The organism is Megasphaera stantonii, from assembly GCF_003367905.1.
GTDB classification, from domain to species: Bacteria; Bacillota; Negativicutes; order Veillonellales; family Megasphaeraceae; genus Megasphaera; species Megasphaera stantonii.
On the sequence record NZ_CP029462.1, the window covers coordinates 974,002 to 1,000,677 of the forward strand.

The 26,676-nt window shown below is 55.5% G+C and carries 22 protein-coding genes and 1 pseudogene; 5 read left to right on the forward strand and 18 right to left on the reverse strand.

Translation table 11 applies throughout. The features are described 5' to 3' along the window. Positions 1 to 182: 182 nt before the first annotated feature. The 4 genes from pyk to queC form a co-directional block, all read right to left on the reverse strand. Positions 183 to 1,931 (reverse strand): pyruvate kinase, encoded by a 1,749-nt coding sequence (gene pyk / locus DKB62_RS04600; RefSeq protein ID WP_107195826.1) that lies wholly within the window; start codon positions 1,929 to 1,931, stop codon positions 183 to 185. Positions 1,932 to 1,959: 28 nt separating this feature from the next. Further along, positions 1,960 to 2,352: a methylglyoxal synthase gene (gene mgsA, locus DKB62_RS04605; RefSeq protein WP_232818773.1), complete on the reverse strand. Its 393-nt coding sequence runs from the start codon at positions 2,350 to 2,352 to the stop codon at positions 1,960 to 1,962. Between the two features lie 202 nt (positions 2,353 to 2,554). Beyond that, the gene (locus DKB62_RS04610) at positions 2,555 to 4,540 is read right to left on the reverse strand and encodes a M13 family metallopeptidase (protein ID WP_107195828.1); all 1,986 of its coding nucleotides are present in this window, start codon (positions 4,538 to 4,540) and stop codon (positions 2,555 to 2,557) included. Positions 4,541 to 4,570: 30 nt separating this feature from the next. Further along, complete coding sequence (queC, locus tag DKB62_RS04615) at positions 4,571 to 5,260, reverse strand: 7-cyano-7-deazaguanine synthase QueC (RefSeq protein WP_107195829.1); 690 nt, start codon at positions 5,258 to 5,260, stop codon at positions 4,571 to 4,573. 142 nt (positions 5,261 to 5,402) lie between these two features. On the opposite strand from queC, the gene DKB62_RS04620 reads away from it, so the two are divergent. Beyond that, complete coding sequence (locus DKB62_RS04620; RefSeq protein ID WP_107195830.1) at positions 5,403 to 6,293, forward strand: DMT family transporter; 891 nt, start codon at positions 5,403 to 5,405, stop codon at positions 6,291 to 6,293. Positions 6,294 to 6,466: 173 nt separating this feature from the next. Here DKB62_RS04620 and DKB62_RS04625 read toward each other — a convergent pair whose 3' ends face one another. The 14 genes from DKB62_RS04625 to DKB62_RS04690 all read right to left on the reverse strand — a co-directional run bounded on the left by DKB62_RS04625 (position 6,467) and on the right by DKB62_RS04690 (position 22,286). Next, complete coding sequence (locus DKB62_RS04625; protein ID WP_240320139.1) at positions 6,467 to 7,873, reverse strand: amino acid permease; 1,407 nt, start codon at positions 7,871 to 7,873, stop codon at positions 6,467 to 6,469. A 504-nt stretch (positions 7,874 to 8,377) separates the two neighbouring features. Continuing rightward, positions 8,378 to 8,998 carry a nucleotidyltransferase family protein gene (locus DKB62_RS04630; protein ID WP_107195832.1) on the reverse strand — a complete coding sequence of 207 codons (621 nt, stop codon included), beginning with the start codon at positions 8,996 to 8,998 and terminating at the stop codon, positions 8,378 to 8,380. Then, complete coding sequence (gene yqeC, locus DKB62_RS04635) at positions 8,983 to 9,750, reverse strand: selenium cofactor biosynthesis protein YqeC (protein WP_107195833.1); 768 nt, start codon at positions 9,748 to 9,750, stop codon at positions 8,983 to 8,985. Before yqeC ends, DKB62_RS04630 begins: the two co-directional genes overlap by 16 nt. Then, on the reverse strand, positions 9,725 to 10,813 hold the full coding sequence (locus tag DKB62_RS04640; protein WP_107195834.1) for an XdhC family protein: 1,089 nt from the start codon (positions 10,811 to 10,813) through the stop codon (positions 9,725 to 9,727). The genes yqeC and DKB62_RS04640 overlap by 26 nt, the downstream gene beginning before the upstream one ends. Before the next feature lie 25 nt (positions 10,814 to 10,838). Further along, positions 10,839 to 11,861 (reverse strand): sulfate/molybdate ABC transporter ATP-binding protein, encoded by a 1,023-nt coding sequence (locus tag DKB62_RS04645; RefSeq protein ID WP_107195835.1) that lies wholly within the window; start codon positions 11,859 to 11,861, stop codon positions 10,839 to 10,841. After that, complete coding sequence (gene modB / locus DKB62_RS04650; RefSeq protein ID WP_087477886.1) at positions 11,858 to 12,529, reverse strand: molybdate ABC transporter permease subunit; 672 nt, start codon at positions 12,527 to 12,529, stop codon at positions 11,858 to 11,860. The genes DKB62_RS04645 and modB overlap by 4 nt, the downstream gene beginning before the upstream one ends. Before the next feature lie 3 nt (positions 12,530 to 12,532). Further along, the gene (gene modA, locus DKB62_RS04655) at positions 12,533 to 13,366 is read right to left on the reverse strand and encodes a molybdate ABC transporter substrate-binding protein (RefSeq protein ID WP_087477887.1); all 834 of its coding nucleotides are present in this window, start codon (positions 13,364 to 13,366) and stop codon (positions 12,533 to 12,535) included. Positions 13,367 to 13,396: 30 nt separating this feature from the next. After that, complete coding sequence (locus DKB62_RS04660) at positions 13,397 to 14,329, reverse strand: MOSC domain-containing protein (RefSeq protein ID WP_107195836.1); 933 nt, start codon at positions 14,327 to 14,329, stop codon at positions 13,397 to 13,399. A gap of 1 nt (position 14,330) precedes the next feature. After that, positions 14,331 to 15,296, reverse strand: a complete 966-nt coding sequence (gene moaA / locus DKB62_RS04665) for a GTP 3',8-cyclase MoaA (protein WP_087477889.1) — start codon at positions 15,294 to 15,296, stop codon at positions 14,331 to 14,333. Continuing rightward, positions 15,293 to 15,784, reverse strand: coding sequence for a cyclic pyranopterin monophosphate synthase MoaC (moaC, locus tag DKB62_RS04670; protein WP_107195837.1), 492 nt, complete (start codon positions 15,782 to 15,784; stop codon positions 15,293 to 15,295). Before moaC ends, moaA begins: the two co-directional genes overlap by 4 nt. An 8-nt stretch (positions 15,785 to 15,792) precedes the next feature. Next, positions 15,793 to 16,812: a molybdopterin-binding protein gene (locus DKB62_RS04675; RefSeq protein WP_107195838.1), complete on the reverse strand. Its 1,020-nt coding sequence runs from the start codon at positions 16,810 to 16,812 to the stop codon at positions 15,793 to 15,795. Between the two features lies 1 nt (position 16,813). After that, complete coding sequence (locus DKB62_RS04680) at positions 16,814 to 17,191, reverse strand: winged helix-turn-helix domain-containing protein (RefSeq protein ID WP_107195839.1); 378 nt, start codon at positions 17,189 to 17,191, stop codon at positions 16,814 to 16,816. A gap of 112 nt (positions 17,192 to 17,303) precedes the next feature. Next, positions 17,304 to 17,738, reverse strand: a complete 435-nt coding sequence (locus DKB62_RS04685; protein WP_107195840.1) for a hypothetical protein — start codon at positions 17,736 to 17,738, stop codon at positions 17,304 to 17,306. 6 nt (positions 17,739 to 17,744) lie between these two features. Beyond that, entirely contained in the window at positions 17,745 to 22,286 is a 4,542-nt protein-coding gene (locus DKB62_RS04690) for an autotransporter outer membrane beta-barrel domain-containing protein (RefSeq protein WP_107195841.1), read from the reverse strand. A gap of 496 nt (positions 22,287 to 22,782) precedes the next feature. Here DKB62_RS04690 and DKB62_RS04695 point away from each other — a divergent pair, with 496 nt between their 5' ends. From DKB62_RS04695 to DKB62_RS04705, 4 genes and pseudogenes are all read left to right on the forward strand, one after another. After that, on the forward strand, positions 22,783 to 23,880 hold the full coding sequence (locus DKB62_RS04695) for a molybdopterin-guanine dinucleotide biosynthesis protein MobB (protein ID WP_162860287.1): 1,098 nt from the start codon (positions 22,783 to 22,785) through the stop codon (positions 23,878 to 23,880). A gap of 90 nt (positions 23,881 to 23,970) precedes the next feature. Further along, positions 23,971 to 24,135 (forward strand): annotated as a pseudogene (locus DKB62_RS12975) (hypothetical protein); the annotation flags it as partial. Between the two features lie 24 nt (positions 24,136 to 24,159). Then, positions 24,160 to 26,172, forward strand: coding sequence for a formate dehydrogenase subunit alpha (gene fdhF / locus DKB62_RS12775; protein WP_476738582.1), 2,013 nt, complete (start codon positions 24,160 to 24,162; stop codon positions 26,170 to 26,172). Continuing rightward, the gene (locus DKB62_RS04705) at positions 26,165 to 26,659 is read left to right on the forward strand and encodes a 4Fe-4S dicluster domain-containing protein (protein ID WP_107195844.1); all 495 of its coding nucleotides are present in this window, start codon (positions 26,165 to 26,167) and stop codon (positions 26,657 to 26,659) included. Before fdhF ends, DKB62_RS04705 begins: the two co-directional genes overlap by 8 nt. Positions 26,660 to 26,676 lie beyond the last annotated feature (17 nt).

Consider the following 26,676-nt stretch of genomic DNA (forward strand, 5'->3'; position numbering starts at 1 on the left):
ATGCCGAGGCTGCAAGCCCGTCCCTTCAGCAGATCTGCTCTGCCGAAGGGACGGGCTTATTTTATTTCACACACTATATACGACAAAAACGCCATAGGGCTTGGCCGAAACCAATGCCGCTATGGCGTTTATAATATACCTATGATATTGTCAGCCCTATGTGCTGGAGGGCGAAGAGGAGATTACCGCGCGTTGGCTTCGCCGCGGAAAATCGTGCCGCGGCTGGCATCTACCGTGACGACTTCGCCGTTTTCCAGCGCATCGGCAGCATGGGGAGCTCCGACGATCGTCGGGATGCCGAGGGTAATGGCAACGATGGCCGATTCGCTCGTAAGGCCGACTTCTTCCGATACGATAGCGCCGGCTTTCTTCATGTATTCTACCCATTCTGCTTTAGCCGAACGGACGACGAGGATGCAGCCCGGCGTAAAGTTCTTTTCCAGCGATTCCGTATCGGTTGCGATGCAGACCTTGCCGATAGCCGAATTGCGGCCGATGCCCGTGCCGCGGATGAGGATATCGCCTACGACCTGTACGCGAATCATATTCGTCGAGCCGGACTTGGCAACGGGAACGCCGGCCGTGAGGACGACGAGGTCGCCGGCCTTGATGAGGCCGCTGTCGAGAGCGGCAAAGATGCCGTTGTCGACGACTTCATCCGTATCGCTGGCTTCCTTGCCGACGATAGCCTGGACGCCCCAGTTCAGCTGGAGGCGGCGGACGACGCTTTCATGAGGGGATACGGCGACGACGGGACATTCCGGACGGAATTTGGAAATCGTCTGGGCTGTGCTGCCTCGTTCCGTCGACGCGATAATAGCTGCGGCGTGGAGGTCTTCAGCAATTTTTACGACGGCCTTGCCGATGGATTCCGTCGTCGTAGACGACGAAGCGTGTTCGTCCTGGTGGGACGGCGGCGTGAACTGGCTTTCCGTAAACATAGCTACGCGGGCCATCGTTTCTACGGCTTCGACAGGATACATGCCGCTGGCCGTTTCGCCGCTGAGCATAACGGCGTCCGTGCCGTCGAGAATGGCGTTGGCGACGTCGCTCGTTTCCGCACGGGTCGGGCGGGGATTGCTGCACATGGATTCCAGCATCTGCGTCGCCGTAATGACCGGCTTGCCTGCGGCCTGACATTTGTGAATGAGCATCTTCTGCAGCGTCGGTACTTCTTCTGCCGGCACTTCGACGCCCAAATCGCCGCGGGCAACCATGATGCCGTCGCTCATCTTAATGATTTCATCAATATTGTTGACGGCAGCCTGACATTCGATCTTGGAAATAATCTTCATCTGGCTGTTGTGCTTTTCCAAAATCTTGCGAATCGTCACGACGTCCTTACCGCGCTGAATAAAGGAAGCGGCAATCCAGTCCATATTCATGCGGATGCCGAATTCAATGTCTGCAGCGTCCGTTTCCGAAACGGCCGGCAGGTTGATGGCGATGCCCGGCACAGCGACGCGCTTGCGGTCGCTCATCTTGCCGCTGTTGAGGATTTTCGTATGGATATCCTGGTCTTCGACGCTGATGACTTCCAAGTTTACCAGTCCGTCGGACAAGAGGATATGGTCGCCGGCCTTTACGTCCTGGGGCAGTTCTTTATAATTTACGGAAACGATCGTTTCGTCGCCTTCGACGTCGCGGGCCGTCAAGGTAAATTTCTTGCCTTCTTCCATTTGGATGGAGCCGTTTTTAAACTTGCCGAGGCGGATTTCCGGGCCCTTCGTATCGAGAAGCAGGGCTACGGGAATGCCTACCTTTTTAGAAGCGGCGCGGACCATGTCCATGCGCGCCTTGTGTTCTTCGTGGGAACCGTGGGAAAAATTAAAGCGGGCAACGTTCATGCCAGCCAGAATCATCTGTTCGACGACTTCCTGGGAATTCGAGCTCGGGCCGAGCGTGCAGACAATTTTCGTTTTTTTCAACATGCGTAATCTCCTTTACACAATACCAAATCTATGACTGAAACAAATCTAATGATGTATCTAGCGAAGTTAATAAAATACGGGCGCTGGTTACATTCGTCGCCAGCGGAATACAGTGCACGTCGCACAGGCGAAGGAAGGCCGATACGTCCGGTTCGTGAGGCTGCGCCGTCAGCGGGTCCCGCAGGAATACAACGGCGACGACTTCGCCCGACGCGATCATGCCGCCGATCTGCTGGTCGCCTCCCAGCGGTCCAGGCTGCATTTTTCTGACGGATAATCCCGTCGCGTCTTCAATCCGCTTTCCCGTTTCCCCCGTTCCGACCAAAGGGAACTTCTGCAATACGTGTTTAAACTGACAGGCCAATCCTACCATATCCTGTTTCTTTGCATCATGGGCAATGAGCGCAACATACTTTTCCAAGGCTTTACCTCCTTTTTCTGTATCCGTAGCAATACTGTTCCAACTGGTACGTTTTTCGTCCCATGTGGGCAATATATACAGTGCCCGGCGTTGCTCGAGCACTGTTCGTCTTTGATTGTACCGTATCCCTTTCAATAATGCAAGTCCTAAATACGGCATTATCTCCAAAAACTATAGATTCTATGCAAGTATTACAAACCTATTACCAAAGCTTTACCCGCTCTTCCGGCGCGACGTACATGCCGTCGCCGTCCTCTACGTCATAGGCCTCGTAGAACGAATCTGTCGCCGAAAGAGCGCCGTTGACCCGGGCCTGCATGATGGGATGGGGGTCGGTCTGCACGCTTTGCAGGAGCAGCTGCGGCGTCATTTTGCTGGCAAAAATAGCGGCAAAATTGCGGTACAAATCGCGCAGTGCTGCTTCGTCGCCGCCGGCGATTTCCGTCGCGACGGACAAGCCGCCGCAGTCGGCAATGGCTTCGTTGGCGACGAGGGCCCCGTTTTCATATAGGCCTTCAGCTACCTCATAGCGGCTGTAATAGGGGGCGAAGGCCGCGGCTTTTTGCTGAAACATCGCATAATCGCCGGCAGTCCACCAGTTCTTCATATTGCCGTCCTTATCGTACTGGCTGCCGTTGGGGTCAAAGGCATGGGAAATTTCATGGCCGATGACCACGCCGATGCCGCCGAGATTCGCGCCGTACGAGGCGTCGGGACTGTAAAAGGGCGGATTTAAGATGCCGGCGGGAATCGTAATGCTGTTGTTCGCCGGGATATACGCGGCGTTGACGTCCTGCGGCTGGAAGGCGTACCATTTATCCGGGTCAAAATCAGTCCCAATAAGCCGATGTACCTGACCCTGTACCAGCACGGCGTTGTGCATGATATTGCGCAGCAAATCGCCGCCGTCCCCTTCGGATACGACGTCAGGCATATCCTCAATGATCGGCTTGTCGTCCGCCGCCGGACCGCCGACAAACACGCGCAGGGCGTCGAGCTTGCCTACGGCTTCTTTCTTCGTATCCTCATCGAGCCAGTCGTTTTTCAGCAAGCGCTCCCGATATACGCCGCGGATTTCGTCGATCATCGCCGTCACGTCCCGCACGGCGTCAGGAGAACAATGGTCCTTCATGTAGATTTGGCCAAATTCATAGGGAAGAAGCGCCTGAACCATGCGGCTCGCCGTCTCTTCGTCGCTGCGGCTCTTCTCGATGCCGAAGCGGTACTGCGTATAGCTCCGCTGCAAATCGCGAAGCCGCCTGTCGGCGTAAGGAGCGAAGCCGTCCATAATGCGGAACACGGCGTAGCTTTTCAACAGGGGCAGATTGTCCTGGACGTACGCCTCGTCTAGCTTCTGAAGATAGGCCGCGTCGGCCAGAAACAGCTTCTTCTCCTTTGTCAGCTTCCACGACGACAGCAGTCGGCGGCCGTCCATATGAGGCATGAAGGCTTCGATCTCTTTCCGCGTATACATCGTATTCAACACGGCAAAGTCATTGCGTTCTTCGCTGCTCAGCATGACCGGTGCCCAGCTCCGTTCCATGGCAAAAATAGCTTTGGCCTGCCGGACTGCTTCCTCTTCCGGGCACCCCGCCTCGGTTAGTACATCAGCAATATACTTCTTATAGGCCTGCCATGCGCCAGGCTGGGGCTCCTTTTCCAGCTCGTATTTGCTCAAAATCGTCCCCGCCGGCACGATGCGGGCGGCATAGCGCAGCGAATCGGGCATGCGGTCCGCCGTATAATCGACGAATACGGACGCGCCGGACACTTCCCTCACCTGGAGCAGGGCCTGGGTCAGCTCGTCCGTCGTTCCGGCCTGCCGCACGGGAGCCAGCACGTCCTGCAGATGCTGCCGCGCCGTCGCGTCGCGCCGTTCCATGTCGACAGCACAGCGATATAAATCGGCGATTTTCTGCTCCGGCGTCCCCTTCGCGTACGAGCCTTCCTTGGCAGCGATTTCATGCAGCTCCTGTTCTAAAATTTTCGTATTTTTCAGCGATTGTTCCTTAAACCAGGACCAGGATGGCTCGGTCGGCTCAATCTTTTTTTCCTCCAGCGTCGGCCCGTTGACGGCTAAGTAAAAGTCGTCCCGTTCCGAAACGGGCTCCTGGGCCTGGGCCGTGCCGAAACCCAGCAGCGCCGTCAGCACCAGCGCGGCCAGGCGTTGTTTCGTCCCATATCTCATCGGTATCCTTACTCCTTTACAGTCGGAAATCTATCTCGCCGTCAGCGCCGGATCGGCTGCGCCGTTGGCGGCAAAGGCCTTGGCCCGGTCGATGCAGGTCGCGCAGACGCCGCAGGGCCTGTCGCCGCCTTCATAGCAGCTCCAGGTCAGTTCGTACGGAGCACCCAGCCGCAGCCCTTCCTTGACGACGCCGGCCTTGTTCCACGACAGCAGCGGCGCTTCCAGGCGGCACGTGCGGCCCGAGCCTTCGTAAATAGCCGTCGCCATGGCCTGTTCAAATTCGGGCGTACAATCCGGATAAGCCCGTCCCGCCGCGTCGTCGGCGTGGGCACCGTAATAAATTACTTCAGCGCCGACGCTGACGGCAATTGCCGCGGCATAGGATAAAAATAAGCCGTTGCGGAAGGGCACGTACGTATCAACGGTCCCTTCGCCGCCTAATTCCTTCAGCTGCTCCGCATAGGATTCATGGCGGATTTCCCTGCCCCTTCCCTGCAGCAGGGAGCTGTCACTCAGGGCGAAGGCCTGGGATAAATTCGTTTCTTTATGAGCCACGCCGTAATGGGCGGCTACCTGGCGGGCCGCCTGTATTTCCTTCGCGTGCTTTTGCCCGTAATAGGCCGTCAGGGCCATTACCTCACCGGCGCCGTATCGTTCCACAGCCATAGCCAGGCAGGTCGTCGAATCGACGCCGCCGCTCAGCAGTACAATGCATTTCATATGTATTCTTCCTTTCCATCTGTACGATGACCCTATTATACCATATTTTGCCAAGCCGTTTTTCTGACGAAATCCCTTGCATTCCCCTAGCCGTCCTATATAATAAAAACCATAACGCACTATACTAAAGGGAGAAGATATCATGATCAAAGCGCTGCTGCTCATATACGCCATTTGGGGATTTAACTGGGTCGCCATGAAGGAGGCGACGCTCTTTTTCCCTCCGGTCCTCTTTGCCTGCTACCGCTTCGCTGTCGGCGCGGCCATCCTGCTGGCCGTCAACGTCTGGCTGAAGCTGCCCCTTCCGCCGCGGCGGTACTGGAAATGGATCGCCCTGACGGGACTGCTGCAGATCGCCGGCAACAACGCAGCCATGCAAATGGGCATTAAAGATCTGGACGCCGGCCTCGTCGCCGTCCTGAATTACAGCATGCCCGTGTGGGTCGCCATCCTGGCCCATTTCTTTTTAAATGAAAAGCTGACGAAGCGCAAGGCCTTAGGCGTCGTCGTCAGCATGGTCGGCCTGGTCATCCTCATGCACATCGACTCCCTCGGCAACGCCTCCAGCCTGTTCATCACCATCGGCGGCGCCATTTCCTGGGCCGTGGCCAACGTCGTCATCAAGTATCAAAACAGCAAGCTGAAAAGCAAGGACTGCAATATGATTCAGTACACGGCCTGGCAGATGACCATCGGCTCTATCATCTTATTCGTCTACACCAGCTGTATGGAAACAGGCCAGGTACACTGGACGCCTATGGCCGTCGCCTGCCTGGCCTACAACGGCATCCTGGCCTCCGCCCTGGCCTTTTTCCTCTGGAACTACGTCCTCACCTGCATGGAAGCCAGCAAGGCCTCTATTGCCGTCTTGGCCGTCCCTGTCGTCGGCGTCGTCTGCGGCATCCTCTTCTTAGGCGAAAGGCTGTATGTCAGCACTGCCGCCGGCATGGTTCTGATACTGGCCGGCATTATTCTCATCGTAGCGCAGAACTCAAAGCCCCTGTCCTCACGGTTTCATCGCTCAAAATCGTAACAACACCGAACATATACGAGCTTACGTAAAGCCACTGTATTCGAATTGCTATAAAAATTCGTATTCTTGTGCTTCCCATAATATGACTGAACCCCGCTTGCTATAAACAGCAGGCGGGGTTCAGCGTATGCATGTCAGTATATCATTATCAGAAAAAGGCTGGCTACTGTAACTTAATGCCCCTTCGTCGGCTGCGCAGCCGGATTCATATTGGCAGCGGCAGAGCCGGCAGGAACGGTGCTTCGTCTCGTCTTAGAAATGATGCTGTGGCTGTAGCCATAGCCGAAATAGATAGCCAGGCCGACGAGGAGCCAAACGATGAAGCGAATCTGCGTAACGAGCGGCAGCATGTAAATCAGGATACCGCAGAAGACGATAGCCAGGGCCGGTACGAGCGGCACGAGCGGGCATTTGAAAGCACGCTGCTGGTTGGGGTTCTTCTTCCGCAGGATGATAACGGCCGCCGAAACGATGATGAAAGCGCAGAGCGTGCCGATGTTAGTCATTTCCGCTACGGCGTTGATGGGCAGGAAGCCTGCCGTAATGGCCGTAATCACACCGACGAGAGCGGAGCTTCTGGCCGGAGTTTTATACTTCGAATGAACGTGGCCGAAGAATTTCGGCAGCAAGCCGTCGCGGGACATGACGAACAGCACGCGGCTCTGACCAAAGCTCATGACCAGCAGTACGGACGTAAGGCCGCAGATAGCGCCGACCGATACGGCCGCAGCGCCCCAGTGATAGCCGACAGCCTGCAAGGCGAAGGCAACGGGAGCCGCCGTCGTCTGGAACTGCATAAAGGGAACCATGCCGGTCAATACGGCGGAAACGGCAATGTACAAAATCGTGCAGATAATCAAGGATAAGATAATACCGCGAGGCAGCGATTTCTGGGGGTCTTTTACTTCTTCTGCCGCCGTGGAAACAGCGTCAAAGCCAATGTACGCAAAGAAGATAATCGATGCGCCGGCGAATACGCCCGACCAGCCGAAAGGCATGAACGGAACCCAGTTCGAGGCGTCGACGTGGCTGAAGCCCAGCGCAAGGAACAATGCGACAACGGCCAGCTTAATGGCAACGATGACGTTGTTGACGAAGGAACTCTGCTTGACGCCGCGGATGTTGACAAAGGCGACGACAGCTAAGATGAGAACAGCCGGCAAGTTGACGATGCCGCCGTCATGGGGAGCCATTGTCAGTGCCGCCGGCAAGGTAATTCCCAAATTCATGAGAATATTGTTAAAATACCCGGACCAACCGATGGCGACAGTCGATACGGCGAAGGCATATTCCAAAATCAAATCCCAGCCGATGACCCAAGCCCAAAATTCCCCTAACGCTACATATCCATAGGTGTACGCGCTGCCGGCAACGGGAACCATTGCGGCAAATTCAGCGTAACATAAGGCGGCGCATCCGCAGGCTAAGGCGGCGATAATAAATGAAATAACCAGTGCAGGACCAGAATAATTTGCCGCAGCTACGCCTGTCAGGACGAAAATCCCCGTCCCTACGATGGCGCCGATCCCCAGCATGGTCAAACCGAACGTGCCGAGGAACTTGTTCATCCCGCCGTCCATTTTGGTTTCGGAGATGAACTCGTTAATACTTTTCGTTCTAAATATTTTTTTAGTCATAATACCCCTCTTTCCCCTATCTTCGTAATCGGAGTTATACGTATAACCCCCTGCTCCGATTACGTTCTCTATTATACTCCCTTATTTTAATTTGTAAAGGTTATTTTCGTGTTTTATTTTATATTTTTATAGTTTTAGCGTTTTTATTTAGAAAATATTCTAAAAAACAGGTATTTTAGTTAATTTTATATATTTAATATTCATTTTTTGTATGACATTTATGAATAGAGCTGCCTTTACCGTATATAGAAAAGCTTTACTACTATTTCATCTTTATATTGTATATAAATTTCGTATTTTACAAAAATCCTGCTAGGTTTCTTCACACCAGCATACGTGATTTCCCTCTATATAAAAACGCTGCAAAAAAAGCGTCGCCAAAAACGAGGATAGCTGACCAAGTCCTCACTGCCATCATTTCACCCATAAAAATAAGCGCTGGATTTTCTAATCCAAGCGCTTTCTTTCTAACTGTCTTTCCGTCGCTTCCCAATCGTCTCTCGTATCGATATCGCAAAGCTCGCCTTCCGGCACGGCGAACTGCCATAGGTCGTCCTCGTATGTCTCCAATATCGCCCTGCCGCCTCTATCGCCTTGCAGGGCCAGCAACTCGTCTTTATAAACATGGGAAAAAATCGCCGGACTGCCGCGGCGGCTGCCCGATACGGCGCAGCCTATGCCGCATCCCGACTGCGCGTATTGCTTGACGAAATCGCTTATGATCTCGCTGGAAAGAAAGGGCTGGTCGGCGGCGAAAAAGGCCCAAGCATCAGCGGCGGCAGACGTCTCTACTCCCAGGCGGACAGATGCAGCCATGCCTTCTCCGGCGGCCGTATTTTTCACGGCAATCGCACCATGAGCCCGGCACCACGACAGAATTTCGTCATACTGGCTGACGACGTATAGGCAGCACGAGCACGACAAGGAAACGCTGATACGCCGCGCTGCGTCCTGCAGCTGGTCAAAGCCATGGCGATACAGGGGCTTGCCGGCCAGCGGGGCCAGCAGCTTATTGCCGCCAAAGCGTCGGCTGAAGCCCGACGCCATGTAAATCAATGCGATATGCACCGTATGTCCCCCCGTTCCTCTATATCGAAAAAAGTCGTCAGCCCTATGGGCTCGGCCATGCGGCGCAGCAAAGCCTGTCCCCCCAGCCGGACCGCTTCACCATCGGCCTGATTGAAAACAGGTACGACCGGCACCTTCCAATTTCGGCGCAAGGCTGCCAAACACGAAGTGACGACGGCGGCAAATACGTCGTCCGTAACGACTTGCCGTCGAGCCCATCGGCTTCGTTCCCAGCGGAAACAGACCTCGTCCAGAGGACGGCTCAAGGCAGACAATCCCGCCACATGGACGATGCAATCAGTACGCGGCGGAATAACCGGCTCGTGCGGACCGAAGCATTTCAGCGGCTGCCGCCGCGACCCGTCGGCTTCGACGAGGACGACGTCGGCTAAGGTCCGGCATACAGCAAAGAGAGCGTCGCCGCCGTAGCCAATCTTACCCCGGCCGTCCCGACGGCCGACGACTGCGAAGCCTTGCCCTTCCAGCAGCGATTTCACCGTCTCGGTATCGTCAGCCAGTAGTTCCGACGGCGGCTCGTACATATGGGTCGTCGTCGCTATGGCGACTCGTTTGCCCTGCCGGCGCAGCTCCTCAGCCAGCCGATAGATCCATGTCGTCTTGCCGCCTGAGCCGGTAAAGGCGACGACGGTTTTTTTCTTCTGCGCCAAGGACGAACAGCCATATGCCAATCCCTGCCGCAGCGACGGCATCTCTTCAGCCGCCCCGTTACGGCAGGCGAATATGCGGCACATCGGCGGCCCTCCACTTCTTCGCGTCGGCCTTTTCCCGACCTTCCCGCCGAGCCCTGACAGCGATGAGCTCCGCTGCAATGCTGACGGCGATTTCCTCCGGCGTCGCCGCAGAGATGGGAAGGCCGATGGGGCCGTACGTATTATCTATTTCTTCTGCTGCAAAGCCGTCGGCCAGCAGCTTTTCCCTCACGAAATGCAGCTTATTTCGGCTGCCGATGACCCCGATGTACTGAGGCCGCAGCGGCAATATCTGCCGCTCTACGACGTAGTCGCCTACATGGCCCCTCGTCATGATGCAGACGTAATCATCTTCACCGATGTGGAAATCCGGCAGGTGCTCCAAGTCGGCGACGACGACGGACTCGGCGTCGGGAAACCGTTCGGCATTGGCAAAGTCTTCCCGGTCGTCTACGACGACGCAGGAAAAGCCAACGCGGGCTAATAGGGGAACCAGGGCGCAGGCTACATGGCCGCCGCCGAAGATAAAGGCTCTGCTTGATGGAAAAAAGGACTCAGCGTATAGTAATCTCCCACTATACTGTATTAACTGCGGCTTATATGTAGTATTTTCTCCACAATCCTGTAAAAAACGCTGCAAATCCGCCGCATGTCGTCCATCGCCGCAGTATATCGTTTCCGGCCCGGAAACGGCCATAGCCCACCGCTCAGGCTCCGTCATATCGCACAGGAGCAGATAGGGCCTGCGATTTCGGCCAGATTCAACCATAGCTCCGATACAGGCTGCCGCATCGGGCCCGATATACTGGCAAAAGACCGTAACCGTACCGCCGCACACGGCCCCCATATCCGCCGCCGCGCCGGGGCTCAAATCATATGCCAGCAGCGTGGAAACACCGTCCTGCAAAACCCGTCTCGCCGCCTCGCAAGCCTTATACTCGCCGATGCCGCCGCCAATTGTCCCCACCGTATCGCCGGAGGCCAATACGAGCTGGCGACTGCCGGCGCCGCGGGGCGTCGCGCCGTGACTTTCCACTACCGTCAGCAGCGCCGCCGGCCGGCCGGCGCGGAGTTCTTCTTCCAATCTCAGAAATACGTCGTCCATATATCCTATCCTTTCCGCATAGTCCTTATCGGTATAACAGCAATATATCCTCAGGCCGCACGCCCAACGTATCGGCGCGCCCGCCTTCGGCCAGCCAGACGAGGGGCGGCGCGTCGGGCCTCTGGCCGTCGCAGCGAAAGGCGACCAAGGTCCCAAAGGGCAGCTTCGTCTCTTCTGTAATCGAAACGGCGTGCGAATTGACGGGCACGGCTGGGCTGAACGAACGCTCCCGGATGCCGACGGCGCATAATTCATCCTTCACGTCGCAGGCCGCCGTAAATTCGCAGTTCCACGACGGCACGAAGACAGTCCTCCGCCCCGTTTTCCGGGCTGGCGCGATGTTGCGGCAACCCATGAGGGACGCCGCCGTCTTCGATTGGGGTTGGGCGAATACAGCGTCCCGCTCGCCGATGATGTCGATGCGCCCGTCATGGAGGACGGCGATGGTGTGGCACAGGCGGTACGCTTCTTCGTAGCTGTGGGTTACGACGACGACATCCTTGTCGAATTGGCGCAGCACGCCGGTCAGTTCTGCCATGACCTGTTCCTTCAAGGCGTCATCCAAGGCGCTGAAGGGCTCGTCCAGCAGCAGAATATCCGGCTCGTTGACCAATATGCGGGCCAGGGCCACGCGCTGCTGCTGCCCTCCCGACAGCTGGGACGGCTTATGGTGTTCTAGTCCCGTCAAGCCGAGCCGCTCCATCATCGCCGCGACGATGGGACGCCGTTCGCTCCGGCCGACATGCCGGCGGACGCCGCAGGCGATATTTTCGGCCGCCGTCATATTGGGGAATAAGGCGTAATGCTGAAACAAATAGCCGACGCGCCGCTCCTGCACCGCCAGATTTACGCCCGTTTCCCCGTCGAAAAAGACGCGGTTCCCGACGGCGATGCGCCCCCGGTCGGGACGCTCGATGCCGGCGATGCACTGCAAGGTCTTGCTCTTGCCGCTTCCCGACGGCCCCAGCAGGCCCAGCACGCCGCAGGCCTGAAATTCCACGTCCAGGCAAAACTGACCGAGCCGTTTATAACACTGCACGTCTATCACGACCAAACCTCCTTCCGGCGGCGTTTCCGTTCCATCAGGCTGACCGTCACCAGGACGGCGGCGCTGATCGCGATGTTGACGAGAACCCAGATGAAGGCGCCGTACTCGTCGTTCGTCCGCCACAACTGATACACCGTCGTCGATATCGTCGCCGTGTTCTTGGGAATATAGCCGATGAGCATGCTCGTCGCGCCGTATTCCCCCAGCGCCCGGGCAAAGGCCAGGACGAGGCCGGCCAAAATACCCTGCTTGCAATAGGGCATGCGGATGCGCCAAAAAATATACGTATTAGATAATCCCAGGGTCTGCCCGCTCCAGGCCAGTGTCTCGTCAAAACTTTCAAAGGCGCCGCGGGCCGTCCGGTACATGAGGGGAAAGGCGACGACAGCCGAAGCCGCGACGCCGCCGTACCAGGTCATGACCAAGGGAAAACCTATATCGTACAGGAACATGCCGACGGGATGGCGCAGGCCGAATACCAGCAGCAGGAGCCAGCCGCATACCGTCGGCGGCAGGACCAGGGGCAGCGTCAGGACTACGTCGAGGACGCCCTTGACGAGGCGCGGCGCTTTCGCCACATAGTAGGCGGCGGCGATGCCGCAGAAAAAGACGAGGACCGACGAAATCGCGGCGATGCGCAGGCTGTTCCAAAGGGGATACCAGTCCATGCCTTACCCTGCCCTGCTGAAGCCGACATCTTCAAAGACGGCCATAGCCTTTTCGCCCTGAAGATAGGTGAGGAAAGCCTTAGCCGCATCCTGATGGGCGCTGGTCTTCAATACGGCCGCCGGATAGACGACCTGCCCGCACATGTCCTTCGTCGCTTCGCCGACGGGCTTCAAGCCGGCGCTGTAGGCGTCGGTACCGTAAATGACGCCGCAGTCGGCGCTGCCTTCCTTGACCTGCGTCGTGACTTCCTTGACGTTCGAACCGTACGTGATACGGCCCTGCTCAGCAATAGCCTGTTCGTCTAGCCCGTAATAAGCCAATATCTTCTGTGTATACTGGCCTACGGGCACGTCGCTGTTGCCCATGACCAGGCGGATGGAGCCGTCTTCAAGCTTCTGCGCCATGTCGTCGAAGCTGGCAATCTGCTTTGGATTTCCCTCCGGCGTCGCTAAAACGACCTTGTTTTCCAGCAAATCAATCCGCGTCCCCGGAAGCACAAAATCCAGCCGTTCCGGATTAGCCCGTTCATCCTTCGACGCATCGAGCTGGTCCATCTGCTTCTGGGCCGCCGAAATGAATACGTCGCAGGCCGCGCCGTTTTGAATCTGATGCTTCAGCGTCCCTGACGAGTCAAAATTATAGACGATTTCTACATCGGGATGCTCCTGCTGATACGCCTTAGCGATTTCGTTCATCGTCTCAGTCATGCTGGCCGCCGCAAAGACGGTGAGCATTGTCTTCCCATGCTCCGCTCCGTTTTGCCCGCCGCAGCCGGCCAGTACGGCCATGCCCGCAAGCAGCAGCGCGACGCCCAACGCGCGTTTCCACTTCATCATACAGCCATCCTTTCCATTACGCTCCCGGCCTCATCGGGCGCAGTCGCCGCCGTCGCCGCGGAGCAAATCCAGTCCATGAGGAATCGTATCTAAAAAAACGTCCATACATTCCCGGCAGGCCTTGGGGCTGCCCGGCAGGTTGACGATAAGGGTCTTGCCGCGAATGACGCTGACAGCCCGGGAAAGCATGGACCGCTTCGTCACGGCCAGGGATGCGGCCCGCATAGCCTCGGCGATGCCCGGAGCCTGCCGCGTCGCCACAGCGAGAGTCCCTTCGGGCGTCATGTCGCGCGGCCCGAATCCCGTGCCGCCTGTCGTCAAAATCAAATCCAGCTGCCGCTGGTCGGCCAACCGCATCAATTCCTTTTTGAGAGGCTCCATGCCGTCGGGCAGCAGCAGCTCCTCTACGACGTCGTAGCCCCGCTGCCGCAGCGCTTCGGCGACGACAGGGCCGCTTTCGTCCTTGCGCTCGCCGCGGCTGCCCTTATCGGACAAGGTAATCACCGCCGCCTGATAGGGCCTCTTTCCCCACCGCGGTTCCACGACGATTTCGTCGCCAGGACGGATGACGCCGCCTTCCAGCACACGGGCGAAGACGCCCTCACGAGGCATGATGCAGTCGCCCACGGCCTGATAAATGGCGCAGTGGCTATGGCATTCCTTGCCGATCTGGGTCATTTCCAGCAAGACGTCGCCGCATCGAAACAGCGTGCCTACAGGCAGAGACGAAAAATCAATGCCTTCGGCGACGATATTCTCGCCGAAATCGCCGTACGATACAGGCGCGCCGCGGCGGCGGAATTCTTCTATTTTTTCCAGAGACAACAAACTTACCTGACGGTGCCAAGGGCCGCCGTGGGCGTCGCCTTCAATCCCCCAATTCACAAGACAACGGACAAAGGGCTCCGGCCGCTTCTGCGTCCCCTTGACCTTGCTCGTACAAACAGCTCTTACAATTCCCATACTAGCCTCCAATTTCATTCATAGCCTTCCGTTCCGTCACAGCCTGACCCTGTCCAAAGCAATGCCGGGCCGGTTTGCGGAGTATGGCCTGCTCTATGGCCTGCGCCAGCAAGCCTTCCCCTTGGCCGGAGCGGACGACAGCCCGTAAATCCACGCCGTTGTCGTAGCAGAGGCAGGGCTTTAAAAATCCTGTGCTCGTCAGCCGCAGGCGGTTGCACTGCCGGCAGAAGACGTGCGAATTGGCCGCGATCATCCCAATATATCCTTTCAGCCTGCGGCTGGCGTAATACGCTGCCGGGCCGTTGCCCCGCCGAACTGACAGGGGCGCTAAATCGGGATAAGCGCCGCGCAGGACCGCCAAGGCCTCGTCGGCGCTGCCGCCCTGCTGGTATGCGCCGCAGCCGATGGGCATGAGCTCGATAAACCGCACGTCCACCGGCAGCTCTTCTGCCAAACGGGTCAGGGGCGCAAGCTGCTCCTTCGTCTCGGCCAGCAGGACGGCGTTGATCTTTGTCGGCAAGCCCGACGCCGCGCACTGCCGAAGCGCCTGCAGCACCTCAGGCAGGGCGTCGACGCCCGTAATAGCCCGGTACTGGACCCTGTTCAGGCTGTCCAGGCTGATGTTCACGCCGTTTACGCCGATGCGCCGCAGCTCCGGCACTACCTGCGCCAAGAGCCAGCCGTTCGTCGTCACCGTCACGGACTCAACGCCCGGCAAGCTCCGCAGCTCCCGTATAAAGCCGACGGCTCCTTTGCGAACGAAGGGCTCGCCGCCTGTGACCTTGAACTTCGTAATGCCGACGCGCAGGGCCGCCCGGCAGATTTCCATGATTTCTTCATAATGCAGGACATCTCCATGTCCCACAGAGGATATGCCGTCGGGCATGCAGTAACGGCAGCGCATGTTGCAGCGGTCCGTAATCGAAATGCGCAGGTAGTCGATACGGCGTCCAAATGTATCTATCATACCGCGTCCTGTCCGTCAAAAGAAAAATATCCGCTTTTGCCGCCGATTTTTTCCAGCAAATGAATATCCCTAATCACCATCCGCTTATCGACGGCCTTGCACATATCGTATATCGTAAGCAGAGCCGCCGACGCGCCCGTCAGGGCTTCCATTTCCACGCCCGTCTGCCCCTGGCATTTGACGGTGCAGCGGCATTCGATGGCTCCTTCTTCGTCGTGAAAGATGAAATCGACGGCGCATTTGCTTAAATTTAATATGTGACACAGCGGGATGAGCTCGCTCGTCCGCTTCGCCCCCATGATGCCGGCGACGCGGGCCGTACCGAGGACGTCTCCCTTGACAATCGTTCCAGCCGTCACCGCCTCATAGCATTCCCGGCTCATGACGATACGCCCGGCCGCCGTCGCTTCTCGCGCCGTCGCCGCCTTGCCGCTCACGTCGACCATGACGGCGTTTCCTGTATCGTCTATATGGGTAAATCCTTCCATAGTCCCTCCTATTTTCCAAAGCCGCAGTTCGGAAAAGTACATACGGGGCAGTTCAGGCACAGCCCGCCTTCGCCGAGGCGCGCCAGCTCGTCGGCTTTGACTTCCACGCCGGCAGCCAGCGACGGCAGAACCAAATCAAAAATCGTCCGCTTGCTGTACATGACGCAGCCCGGCAAGCCGGCGACGGGACGGCCGTCGCCCGTATAGGCCAGCAAAAACATTGCTCCCGGCAGCACCGGCGCGCCGTACGACACGATGCGCGCCCCCGTATTCTTGATAGCCAGCGGCGTCTGGTCGTCAGGGTCGACGCTCATGCCGCCCGTGCAGAATACCATATCGACGCTCTGAGCCAGCATATCCTGAATCGCCGCCGTAATGGCCGCCGGGTCGTCGGCCAGCGTGACGTGCTGCGTCACGGCGATGCCGTACTCAGCCAGCTTGTCTTCGATGACCGGCGTAAACGTATCGGCAATGCGGCCCTTAAACACTTCGCTGCCCGTCGTGACGACGCCGGCCGTCTTAGCCGTAAAGGGCAATACGTTGAACAACGGCTCCGTTCCGGCCGCTGCCTTGGCCGCTTCCATCTTCGCCTTGGAAATGACCAGGGGGATGACCCGCATCCCTGCCAGTACGTCGCCTTGTTTGACGGCAAAGCCGCCGTGGCGCGAGGCAATCATCATTTCACCTAAGGAATTGACGGCCTGCAAGCCCTGCCAGCGAATCGTAAGCAGGCCGTTGCGGTCGGCGATAAGCTCGATTTTCCCTTCCTTCGCTTCCGTGGCATGCATGTTCGCGCCCAGGGAAATGTCCCGCAGGATGGCCGCCGCATCGTTTTCATGAAGCGTCGAGTCGTCGCACTCCCATATATATACGTGCTCCTTGCCGACAGACAGCAGCACGGGAATATCTTCCTCCCGAATGATATGGCCCTTGCGGAATACGGGCCCCTTGGACACGCCTTTTATGATCTGCGTAATGTCGTGGCACAATACGTGGCCTACGGCCTCTTCTGTCTTGATTTTCTTCATATCACACCTCGCCTGCTTTTATCTTTTCCAGTTCTTCGCGGCTGAAAAAGCGGTCGAACTGTTCCGCCGCCACGGCTTTAACCGCTTCCTCCATGTCGTCGTACCGCCGCAGTACCGCTTCGCCCTGGGCTGTCAGGACCGACCCGCCGCCGCGCTTGCCGCCGACGCGGCATTCCGTCAGGGGAAATCCCCAAATGCGCTCGGCCTCGCGGATGACCGTCCAGGCCTTGGAGTAGGACATATCCATCTGCCGCGCCGCGCCCTGGAGGGAACGGCAGTCCCGCACGCCCCGCAGCAAGGCCGCCACGCCGGGCCCAAAGGCCTTTTTATCGGCCAGAATGCGCACCGTCACCTTGCAGTGCAATTCTCTCTCTTCCATCGTAAGATTCTCCTTATCGTTATTCTCGCATACGAATATCGGATTCTATACAAAGTATAAACGAAAACGCCCGGACAATCAACTTGTCCGGGCGTTTTGCTCTCCGTCTTATTTACGGCTTTGCCCTGTATGTTTGTACATTTTTTCTATGCAAGGAAAACCATTGCTTGCGGCAGTCGGCGCTGCAGAAGGCCGTCCGCCTGTCCTTGGCGTCCCGTATTTCCACGAGGACGCCGCAGTTCCGGCAATAGAAGCTATGCTGTACGGGCTGGGACTCCACGTTCTTGGAATGCTTCCAGTACAGCCGCTCGCAATGGGGCGAGCAGAATTTTCTCCGCTTATCCGCTCCTTGCGTCACGACGACCCACTTGCCGCAGCGGATGCAGCGGAAGGAGCGCAGCGTCTTTCCTCCGGCTCGCTGAGACGGCGGCGCTTCGTCCCGATGGCGGTAGGCGTAACGCCGGCATGCCGCGCTGCAGTACCGCTCCGTCGCGCGGTGCGCCGTAAAGACCTTGCCGCAGACCGGGCATTTCGCTTCCCGTTCCACTGCTCCTTAGACCTTCCAGTTCATGCCAAAGTTGAACTGGTACGTGTCTTCATTGTCGTTGCCGATGGATTTTTCCATGTCCAGGTACATATAGGTGCCCTTGCTGAACTGATGGGAGAAGCCGAGGCCGATGTCGTACCACGTGCCTTCGTTTTCGTAAGTCGTGCTGAGAAGGCCCGTGGCGTCGCGGGCTTCAATGTCCTGATCGCCGAGGAATTCATGGAGCACGTCGGCCTTGATGTAGAAGGTGCTCTTTTCGCCGACGTCCTTACCGAGACGGAAGCCGACGCGGCCAATCAGGCTGTCGATGGCGTCGAGCTGGACGTGCGTATCCTGGCTCGTCGTGTAGTCGGCGTCGGTGACATGAGCGTACTGGATCTGAGCCTGCGGCTCGATGTACCAGTTGTTGCCCAGGTCTTTCTTGCGGCCGTATTCGGCGCTGGCCGAGTAGACAAAGTTGCTGTAATCGCCAGTGACTTTTTCGCCGAGAGTTCTCGTGTACAGTTCGAAATCATTGGACAATCTGCCGAATTTCAAGACGTAGTCCGTGTAATGGCCCTTATTGCCCAGCCACGTATCGTAGAACCAGATGCCGCCGCGGCGAACGTCGCCTTCACCGGCTACGTTCTTGTAGTCCGCCGTGCCGCGCATGTAGTCGATGGCCACTCCCTGACGGTGTTCGCCGTCTTCACGGTCGTTCACCCGCGTATCATAGCCCAGTTCCATCATGGTGTTCATACTGCGGAAGGCGTCGGACTTGCCGATGCGGTCGTGACGCATACGAACCCAGAGGCCTTCGTCGCCATCGATGTAACGAGCTTCGCCCATGCGCTTGTTCAGGCGGTCCATGTATACGGCGTTGGAGTAGTTAATTCGCGACATGGCAACGACAGTTTTACCGGCGTCAGACGTCGTATCGCCAGACGACGTACGGGTCAGATACCAGTTCGTACCATCAGTATACGTTTCATCTACATATTCATCGCCCGGTTTCGTTTCTGTAAAGTCAGTACCATTATAGCCTGTATTTTCCGTGTCTGCCGTCGTGTATTTTTCATTTTCAATGGTAAGCGCCATATCCATAACGCCGATATCCCGCATCATGACGCGCGCTTTATTTCCATATCCATTTTCGCCTTCATACTGGCCCACGAAGGATAACTTATCCGTCGAGGCGTTTACCGTAGCAAAACGGAGTTTTTCGCCGTCAGCCATGTCTTCCACGCCCGTAAGGCGATTGATAAATATGGTTTGTTCCCCTGCCGAGGCATTCGGGTCTTTGATGTACAGCATATCGCTGACATTATGATTATCATGGTTCAAGTCCATGACAAAGGTATGATTCCCCGTAATCGTATCGACATGTACGGCATGAGACGTTGTCTTTTCATTCTCGCTGTTGCGCATGTCGATAATACCGCCGTCACCCTTTAAGCTGGTCAGCCAGCTCTGACCCGTAACATCCCAGTACGAACCGCTGCCCATCGTGAGGTTGACTTCGCCGCCGCGATAAATCGTACTGCTGAAGGCCGGGTTAAAGAACTGGATATGCTCGTCATTTACAATCTTATCGTTGGCGTCACCATAATCGTCCGTACGGCCTACCAACGAGCCGCCGTTGCCCAGATCGACGTTCAGTACGCCGTTGTTACCGGCAAGGAGGTTGCCCGTAATAGAAATACCGGCCGAATTGCTCCTCGTCGTCGATTCCTGCGGCGCAATATCTACTTTTCCAGCATATGCTGACAACACATCGCCAGTAATGGAACTACCTGCGCCGTAATGCAACGTAACCTTTGCACGGTCTGCCTCATCTACACCTGCTTCTACCTTAGTTTCATCAAGATTTACAGCCGTACCAGCAGCAATAGCAATGTCCGCGCTGTTATGTGGCTGAAGTGCAGACGTTTCTGCGTACCGATCCGTACTAATAAGCGTACTGCCGTTGATTTCAATATTCGCACCCTCATAGGCCCAAATCGTTCTTTCTAATGTCGTATCATCATCAGGATCATCGGCGTATGTTCTAAATTCATTCCAATCGCCAGATACGGTAATATTGGCACTGTCTTCTGCATACAAGGAAGAAATAACTTTTCTGTTTTTGAATGAAGTTTCTGGGTCTGTATTTTTATCTTCATTCAAATCCCCCGCATTAGCAATAATTGCAGCAGAATAAACTTCGTTTTTCTTTGACGCGGTTTCCTCCAAACCATTTACAATGATAGTCGTATTTTCACCACTCCCATAAACTGCACCAGAAAAGCTATTATCAAAACGGGCTTCCAACGTTACTGTACTGCCATTCAGTGCCCGAATCGCTTCTGCAGATCCAAATGTAATCGCATCTTCCTCACCATATATAACACCTAACAAAGTGCCTGCGTAAATATTATTATCTTGAGTATTAGCTTTTAATTCTACAGTACTCCTTACGTCAGCTTCAATGGCAGATTGATCTGTATATAAACGGTTATTGCCACCATCCAAAGATACCTTAGCAGCGGTATTAGCTAGCGATGTTACGCCTGTTGTTTTAATACCAATTCCTTTGCTATAAATTTCATTGTCTTGACTTGACTGTAAGATAACTTCTGTCGCTTTAGTTGCACTAGTATTATTTTCAGCATTAATCCCCATATCGTCAGCAAATATCATATTGTTTCCGCGATTTGCAGTTAAAGAAACTGTACTATTTGTCGTCGCATCAATACCTTTGGTCGCTGCGGTTATATTATTTTCACCACCGGTCAAAGTTACATTAGAAGATGCTCCCTTGGCGAAAATAGCAGAACTTTTATCACTAATGACATTATTACTCATGTCCGCCGTCAGTTCAACAGCCCCGCCATTAGCATAAATAGCTTCCTTTTCTAATGCTTCAAGGATATTACTGCCTTTATCAGTCGTAATTTTGATATATGCTTCGCTTTTCCCTTCGCTCCTAACAGCATAATGACTTGCTTGTATTATGTTACCTAATTTACTGTTAATTTCCGTGTTTCCTACCCCACTAGCCTTCAAGAGCACTCCCATGCCCTCGGATTGCCCTTTGGCAATAATTTGGGTCATTCCGTCTGTATTAGTTATATCAGTAAAAGCCGCTCCATCATTATATACGCCGTAAGCTATAGCTGTTCCGTCAACCTGAATATTTACATTACTATTAGCAGTTAAACTTACCTTTCCACCATTGTTATTACTAATCCCTTGGGCCATCCTCCCTTCTGCTGTGATACTGATATTCTTCCCATTAACCGTAACCTGACCGTTATCATTTACTAACCCATTAGACGGATTATTTTTAGCAATAGAAGAAATATTTACATCGGTATTAGCTGTGATAGTTATTTCTCCATCTTTATTATAGATAGTATCTTCTTTACTTGAACCAGAAGCTTTTAAATTTGCATTTTCAGCAGTAATAGAAACCGTTCCACCAGTACTGTTAATAGCGTTTTTGTTACCAAAGACACTTGTATCATTTGTCGAATTAATAGTTACAGTTCCAGCAGAAACATTGATACCAACATTGCTTGTAATAGTCTGATTTTTATCTGTATACTGCCCAATAATATTGTCATGACCTGCCGTTACATAGATCATGCCTGTATCATTAGACAAAATACCTGTTTCTGTACCAGCTATGATATTATCATTATCAGCTATAACGTTTGTTGTCCCTGTACCGTCAGACCTTACGCCGTTTACATCGCCAGTTAATTCATTGTCATAATCCTCGTAATTTGCTAACAAAGAAATTCCTTCGCTGTCGGTTTCCGCAGTGGCTCTAATAGTAATCATGCCCGAACCTCTGGCATATACAGCGTTTTGTTTCCCATGAATGACGTTCTTACCGCCGTTCGCCGTAACCGTTATGTTTCCTTTATTTTCGCCAGCAGTATGAATACCATTGTTACCGTCAATGTAGTTGCCAATACCCTCTTCATCGCTTCCTGTAGCCGTCAGCGTAATATCCGCCGCAGCTCCGCTGTCTTGATGGATATACAAGCCGTCGTCAATAACGGTAATTGTATTGGTTTTCCCCGTTACAGTTGCCGTCCCGTCGCCCTGAATCCGAATACCGTCGCCGCCGGGAATGTTTGTTACAGTTTCCCCATAATTTTCGGCATGGATATAGTTCTGTCCATTTTCCGCACTGACTATAACGTCGGAGTTATCTTCTACGGTAATCCCATCGCCTTTTTTATCGTTTCCTTTATTGAAAAGGATCTCATTATCGCCAGCTGATGTCAGTGTTACGGTATGACCTTCATTTCCGTTTAATGTACGAATACCACTTCCATCAGATTCCAATGTAATATCCGAGTCGGTTCCAGTTGTTGCAATAGAAACAGTCTGATCCGATACATATATTGCTGCTCTATCTTCATCTTCATTAGTAACAGTAACATAATCTTCATACGGACCATTATACTGACTATCTATAATCGGGCCTGTAATCTCCGCCGCCATGCCCGTCGTCCAGACAGCCATGCTCATGGCCATGCCGAGCAGCACGGCTTTTCGTAATTGTTTGCCTTTCATGCTATTTTCCTCCTTAGCTACATGCTATTACATACCTAAAAAAACGACTTACATACGCAGCTGTCCTCCGTATGACAAGGGGTATGCTTCGGGAAAATGGCACGACAAAAGGGCAGAACTTGCGCTCTGCCTGCATAGATATGCTATATGCAGTAGGGTATAAAATCCCTGCGTTTTCAGGCTATATCTACAATATGAACCGTACCCCCCCCCCGTATATGATTTCACATAATTATACCGATTGGTATGATGTGCAGCTATTTGGCATTCCTGCCTACGGAACCGGACAGGTCTCATATTCGTTCACCCCCATTCTGTTTTTTTTATTCTTGTATATCATGATTTTACTACGACTTTAGGGGTGTACGCAATATTTTTTCGAAACATTTTACTCATACCCATGCGGTTATCCTATTCTATCTGCACGCTTTCCCTTTTCCCGCATCCTATGGTACCATAGACATACTACATGGGGAATGCAAAGGGGGAATCTGCATTGACGAATACAGCACGTACTGTTTCACTCGGCTTGATCATCTTAGCCGGCGGCCGCAGCTCCCGCATGGGACGCGACAAGGCTGCCCTGCCGTGGCGCGGCGCGACGCTGCTGACCGATTTGCTGCTGCGCAGCCAAGGCGTCGCCTTTGATGAAATCATCGTCTCGGCCAACAGGCCTCCCGACCTTTCAGCCCTTCCGCCGGATCTGGCTGCACGCATTATCGTCGTCGCTGACAGTTTCCAAGGCTGCGGTCCCCTCGGCGGCATGGAAGCGGCCTTCCGCGCCTGTACCTGCTCATACTGCCTCGTCTTGTCCGTCGACCTGCCCTTTTACGATTTCTCCCCCGTGAAGCAAATTCTGCCGGAGCTGGCTCAAATGCCGCAGGTCGACTTGTTCCTGTCTATGTCCGAAAGCCGGCCTCAGCCCCTGGCCGCCATATACAGACGAGGGCCGGCTCTCGAAGCCGTGCAGGCAGCCCTAAACGCTGGAAAACGCCGCGTCTTATCCATTGCCGACAAGCTGGCCGTCCGCATCCTCGACGACGCAGGCGCACCGATTCTATATGAAAACGTCAACACGCCGTCGGCTTACAAGGCCGCCCTGGCCATCGACGCTAACCGCCGCCGCGCCGTCCCCATCGTCTCCCTCTCTGCCGCCCGCTCGGGAGACGGCAAGACCAGCCTCGCCGTGCAGGTCATCGCCGAGCTGACGCGTCGCGGCTATGCCGTCGCCTACGTCAAGAGTACTCACCATCGCCGCTGCCGGGAAAAAATCGGTTCCGATACGGACAGAGCCGCCCAAGCCGGCGCAGTCCAAACTCTGCTCTGCAGTCCCGACGACATGGCCGACGGCGAAGGCAAAGAAGAGGCCCTCCTGCGTCTGGCCCAGCAGATGGCCGCCGATGTAGCCATCGTCGAAAGCCGCAGCCACGGCCCCTTTCCCGTCCTCTACATCGACGGCCCAGAGCCGCCGCCAATGCATCCCGACCATATCACAGCTGTCATCGGCCGCGGCGGCAATCCTTCCTTCTGCTATATCGCGCCAGCACACATCGACAGCCTTTGCAGCTATATCTTGTACCTAACAACATCCTGACAGGAGCTGCTGTACAAAGTATTTGCATATTCTCGCCGAGAATACTAAAATAGATATATTAAGCATTACTATGTAAGAAAGGAACTGCCTATGTCAGCCTATAAAACGATTACTACGGTCTGCCCGTACTGCGGCGCAGGCTGCGTCATCGACTGCACTGTCGATACGGAACATAACTGCGTCGTCGAAGCCAAAGGTTCTCCCGACGGCGTCAACAACGAAGGCCGCTTGTGCCTGAAGGGCCTGTACGGCTGGGATTATCTCAACGACCCGCAGATTTTGACCCGCCGCCTGCGCCAGCCTATGATCCGCAAGTTTGGAAAGGATTCCCCCCTCGTCGAAGTGTCCTGGAACGAAGCCATCCAATTTGCCGCCGAACGGCTCAAAGCCATCATCAAGTCCTACGGCCCCGATACGGTCATGGGCGCCGGCTCGGCCCGCGGCCCGGGAAACGAAGCGGCTTATATCATGCAGAAATTCATGCGCGCAGTCGTCGGCACAAACAACGTCGACCACTGCGCCCGCGTTTGACACGCTCCGTCTGTTGCCGGGCTCGGTGAGTCCGTAGGAGAAGGGGCGATGTCTATCAACATCCCCGAAATCGAAGATGCAGAAGTCATCTTCAACATCGGCTACAACGGGCCGGCGTCTCATCCCATCGTCGCCCGCCGCATCGTACGGGCCAAGAAAAAGGGCTGCAAGATTATCTGCGTAGACCCCCGCAAGACCGAAACGGCCCGCATCGCCGATATTTACCTGCCCATCAAGGGCGGCACCAACATGCTGTTTCTCAACGCCATGGCCCACGTCATCGTCACGTCGGACTTGGTAGACCACGACTTTATCGAGGCCCACACGACGGGCTTCGAGGAATACGCAGCGGAAATTTCGCAGAAGAAATACGCCCCCGAAGCGGTTTCCCTCGCCACGGGCCTGGCTGCCGGCGACATCCGCGCCGCCGCCCGCTTGTTCGCTTCATCGAAGCACACCATCACCTTGTGGGGCATGGGCGTGACGCAGTTTTCCCAAGGCGTAGAATGCGTCATCGCCTGTTCAAACCTAAACCTCATGACGGGAAACTACGGCCGCCACGCCTCCGGCGTCGGTCCCGTCCGCGGCCAGAACAACGTTCAAGGCACGTGCGACATGGGCCTGCTGCCTAACAATTATCCTGGCTATCAGCCCGTCGCCGATCCGCAGGTGCGGCAGAAATTTGAAAAGGCCTGGGGCCGTCCCCTGCCGTCTAAGCCCGGCATGATGCTGACCCAGGTCCCCCACGCCGTGTTGGAAGAAACGGATCCGGCCAAGAAAATTCACGCCTACTACATCGTCGGCGAAGATCCGGCCCAATCGGACCCGAATTTGGCCGAAGTCCGGGAAACCTTGTCCAACATCGATTTCGTCATCGTGCAGGATATTTTCTTCAACAAGACCTGCGAATACGCCGACGTCATCTTCCCGGCTACGGCCTGGGGCGAACACGACGCGGTGTACACGTCGTGCGACCGCCGCTTCCAGCGCGTCCGCAAGCTCGTCGAGCCCCAAGAGGGCTGCCTGACCGACTGGGACATCACGTGCCGCCTGGCAACGGCCATGGGCTATCCCATGCACTACGCCGACACGGAGCAGATATGGGATGAAATGCGCCGCTTATGTCCCAAATTTACCGGCGCGACCTATGAAAAAATCGCCGCCAACCACGGTGTCCAATGGCCCTGTACGTCGGAAGACCCGTCCGACACGGGCACGCCGATCCTCCATGAAGGCGGCCATTTCGCCACGGCCGACCACAAAGGCTATTTCTACTACTATCCCTATACGCCGGTCCGCGAACGGGAAAACGCCGAATATCCCTTTTCGCTGGCTACGGTCCGCGAGGTAGGACATTATTCGGTCCGCACCATGACCGGCAACTGCCGCGTCCTGGCCGGCCTGGCCGACGAGCCGGGCTACATCGCCATGAACACCGAGGACTGCCGGAACCTGGACATTACGGAAGGGGAACTGGTCAATGTCGTCTCGCCGCGGGGCCATACGATTACCCGCTGCCTGCCGACGGACCGCGTATCTCCCGGCTCGACGTACATGACCTACCAATGGTGGATCGGAGCCTGCAACGAGCTGACCACGTCGGTCCTCGACCCGAAAAGCCGCACGCCTGAATTCAAGTACTGCGCCTGCCGCATCGAAAAAATCCAAAACCAGAAAGGCGCCGAATTGTTCATCAAGCGGCGGTACGAAGAAATCCGCGCCCGCATGGGCGTATCCGTCAAAGGAGAAAACCATGTATAAACACGTCAAAGTCGACCCGGTTCTATGCATTGGCTGCAATACCTGCATGGCCGCCTGCGTCGTCAGCCATACGGGCAAGCGCATCTTTTCCATGGAGCCGGACAGCTACGATTTTACGCCGCGCATCCGCATCGTGCGCACCAGCGACGTCACCAAGCCCATCCACTGTATGCAGTGCGCCAATCCGCAATGCATGGCAGCCTGCCCCTTCAACTGCATCTTTTTCGGCGAGCGCACTATCGTCATCGACGAGGACGCCTGCCGGGGCTGCGGCAAATGTGCCCGGGCCTGCCCATTCGGGGCCATTACGATGACCCGAATCGTCCACGGCAACACCCAGGGCCGGTCCTTCCGCCTGGTGGCCTTAAAATGTGACCTCTGCGCCAATACGATCAAAGGGACGCCGGCCTGTATCGACGCCTGCCCGACGGAAGCTCTCTCCCTGTTTGAGCCGCCGCCTCCCCGCAAAAAGAAAAAGAACACCTGATATATGTGACAGGAGAG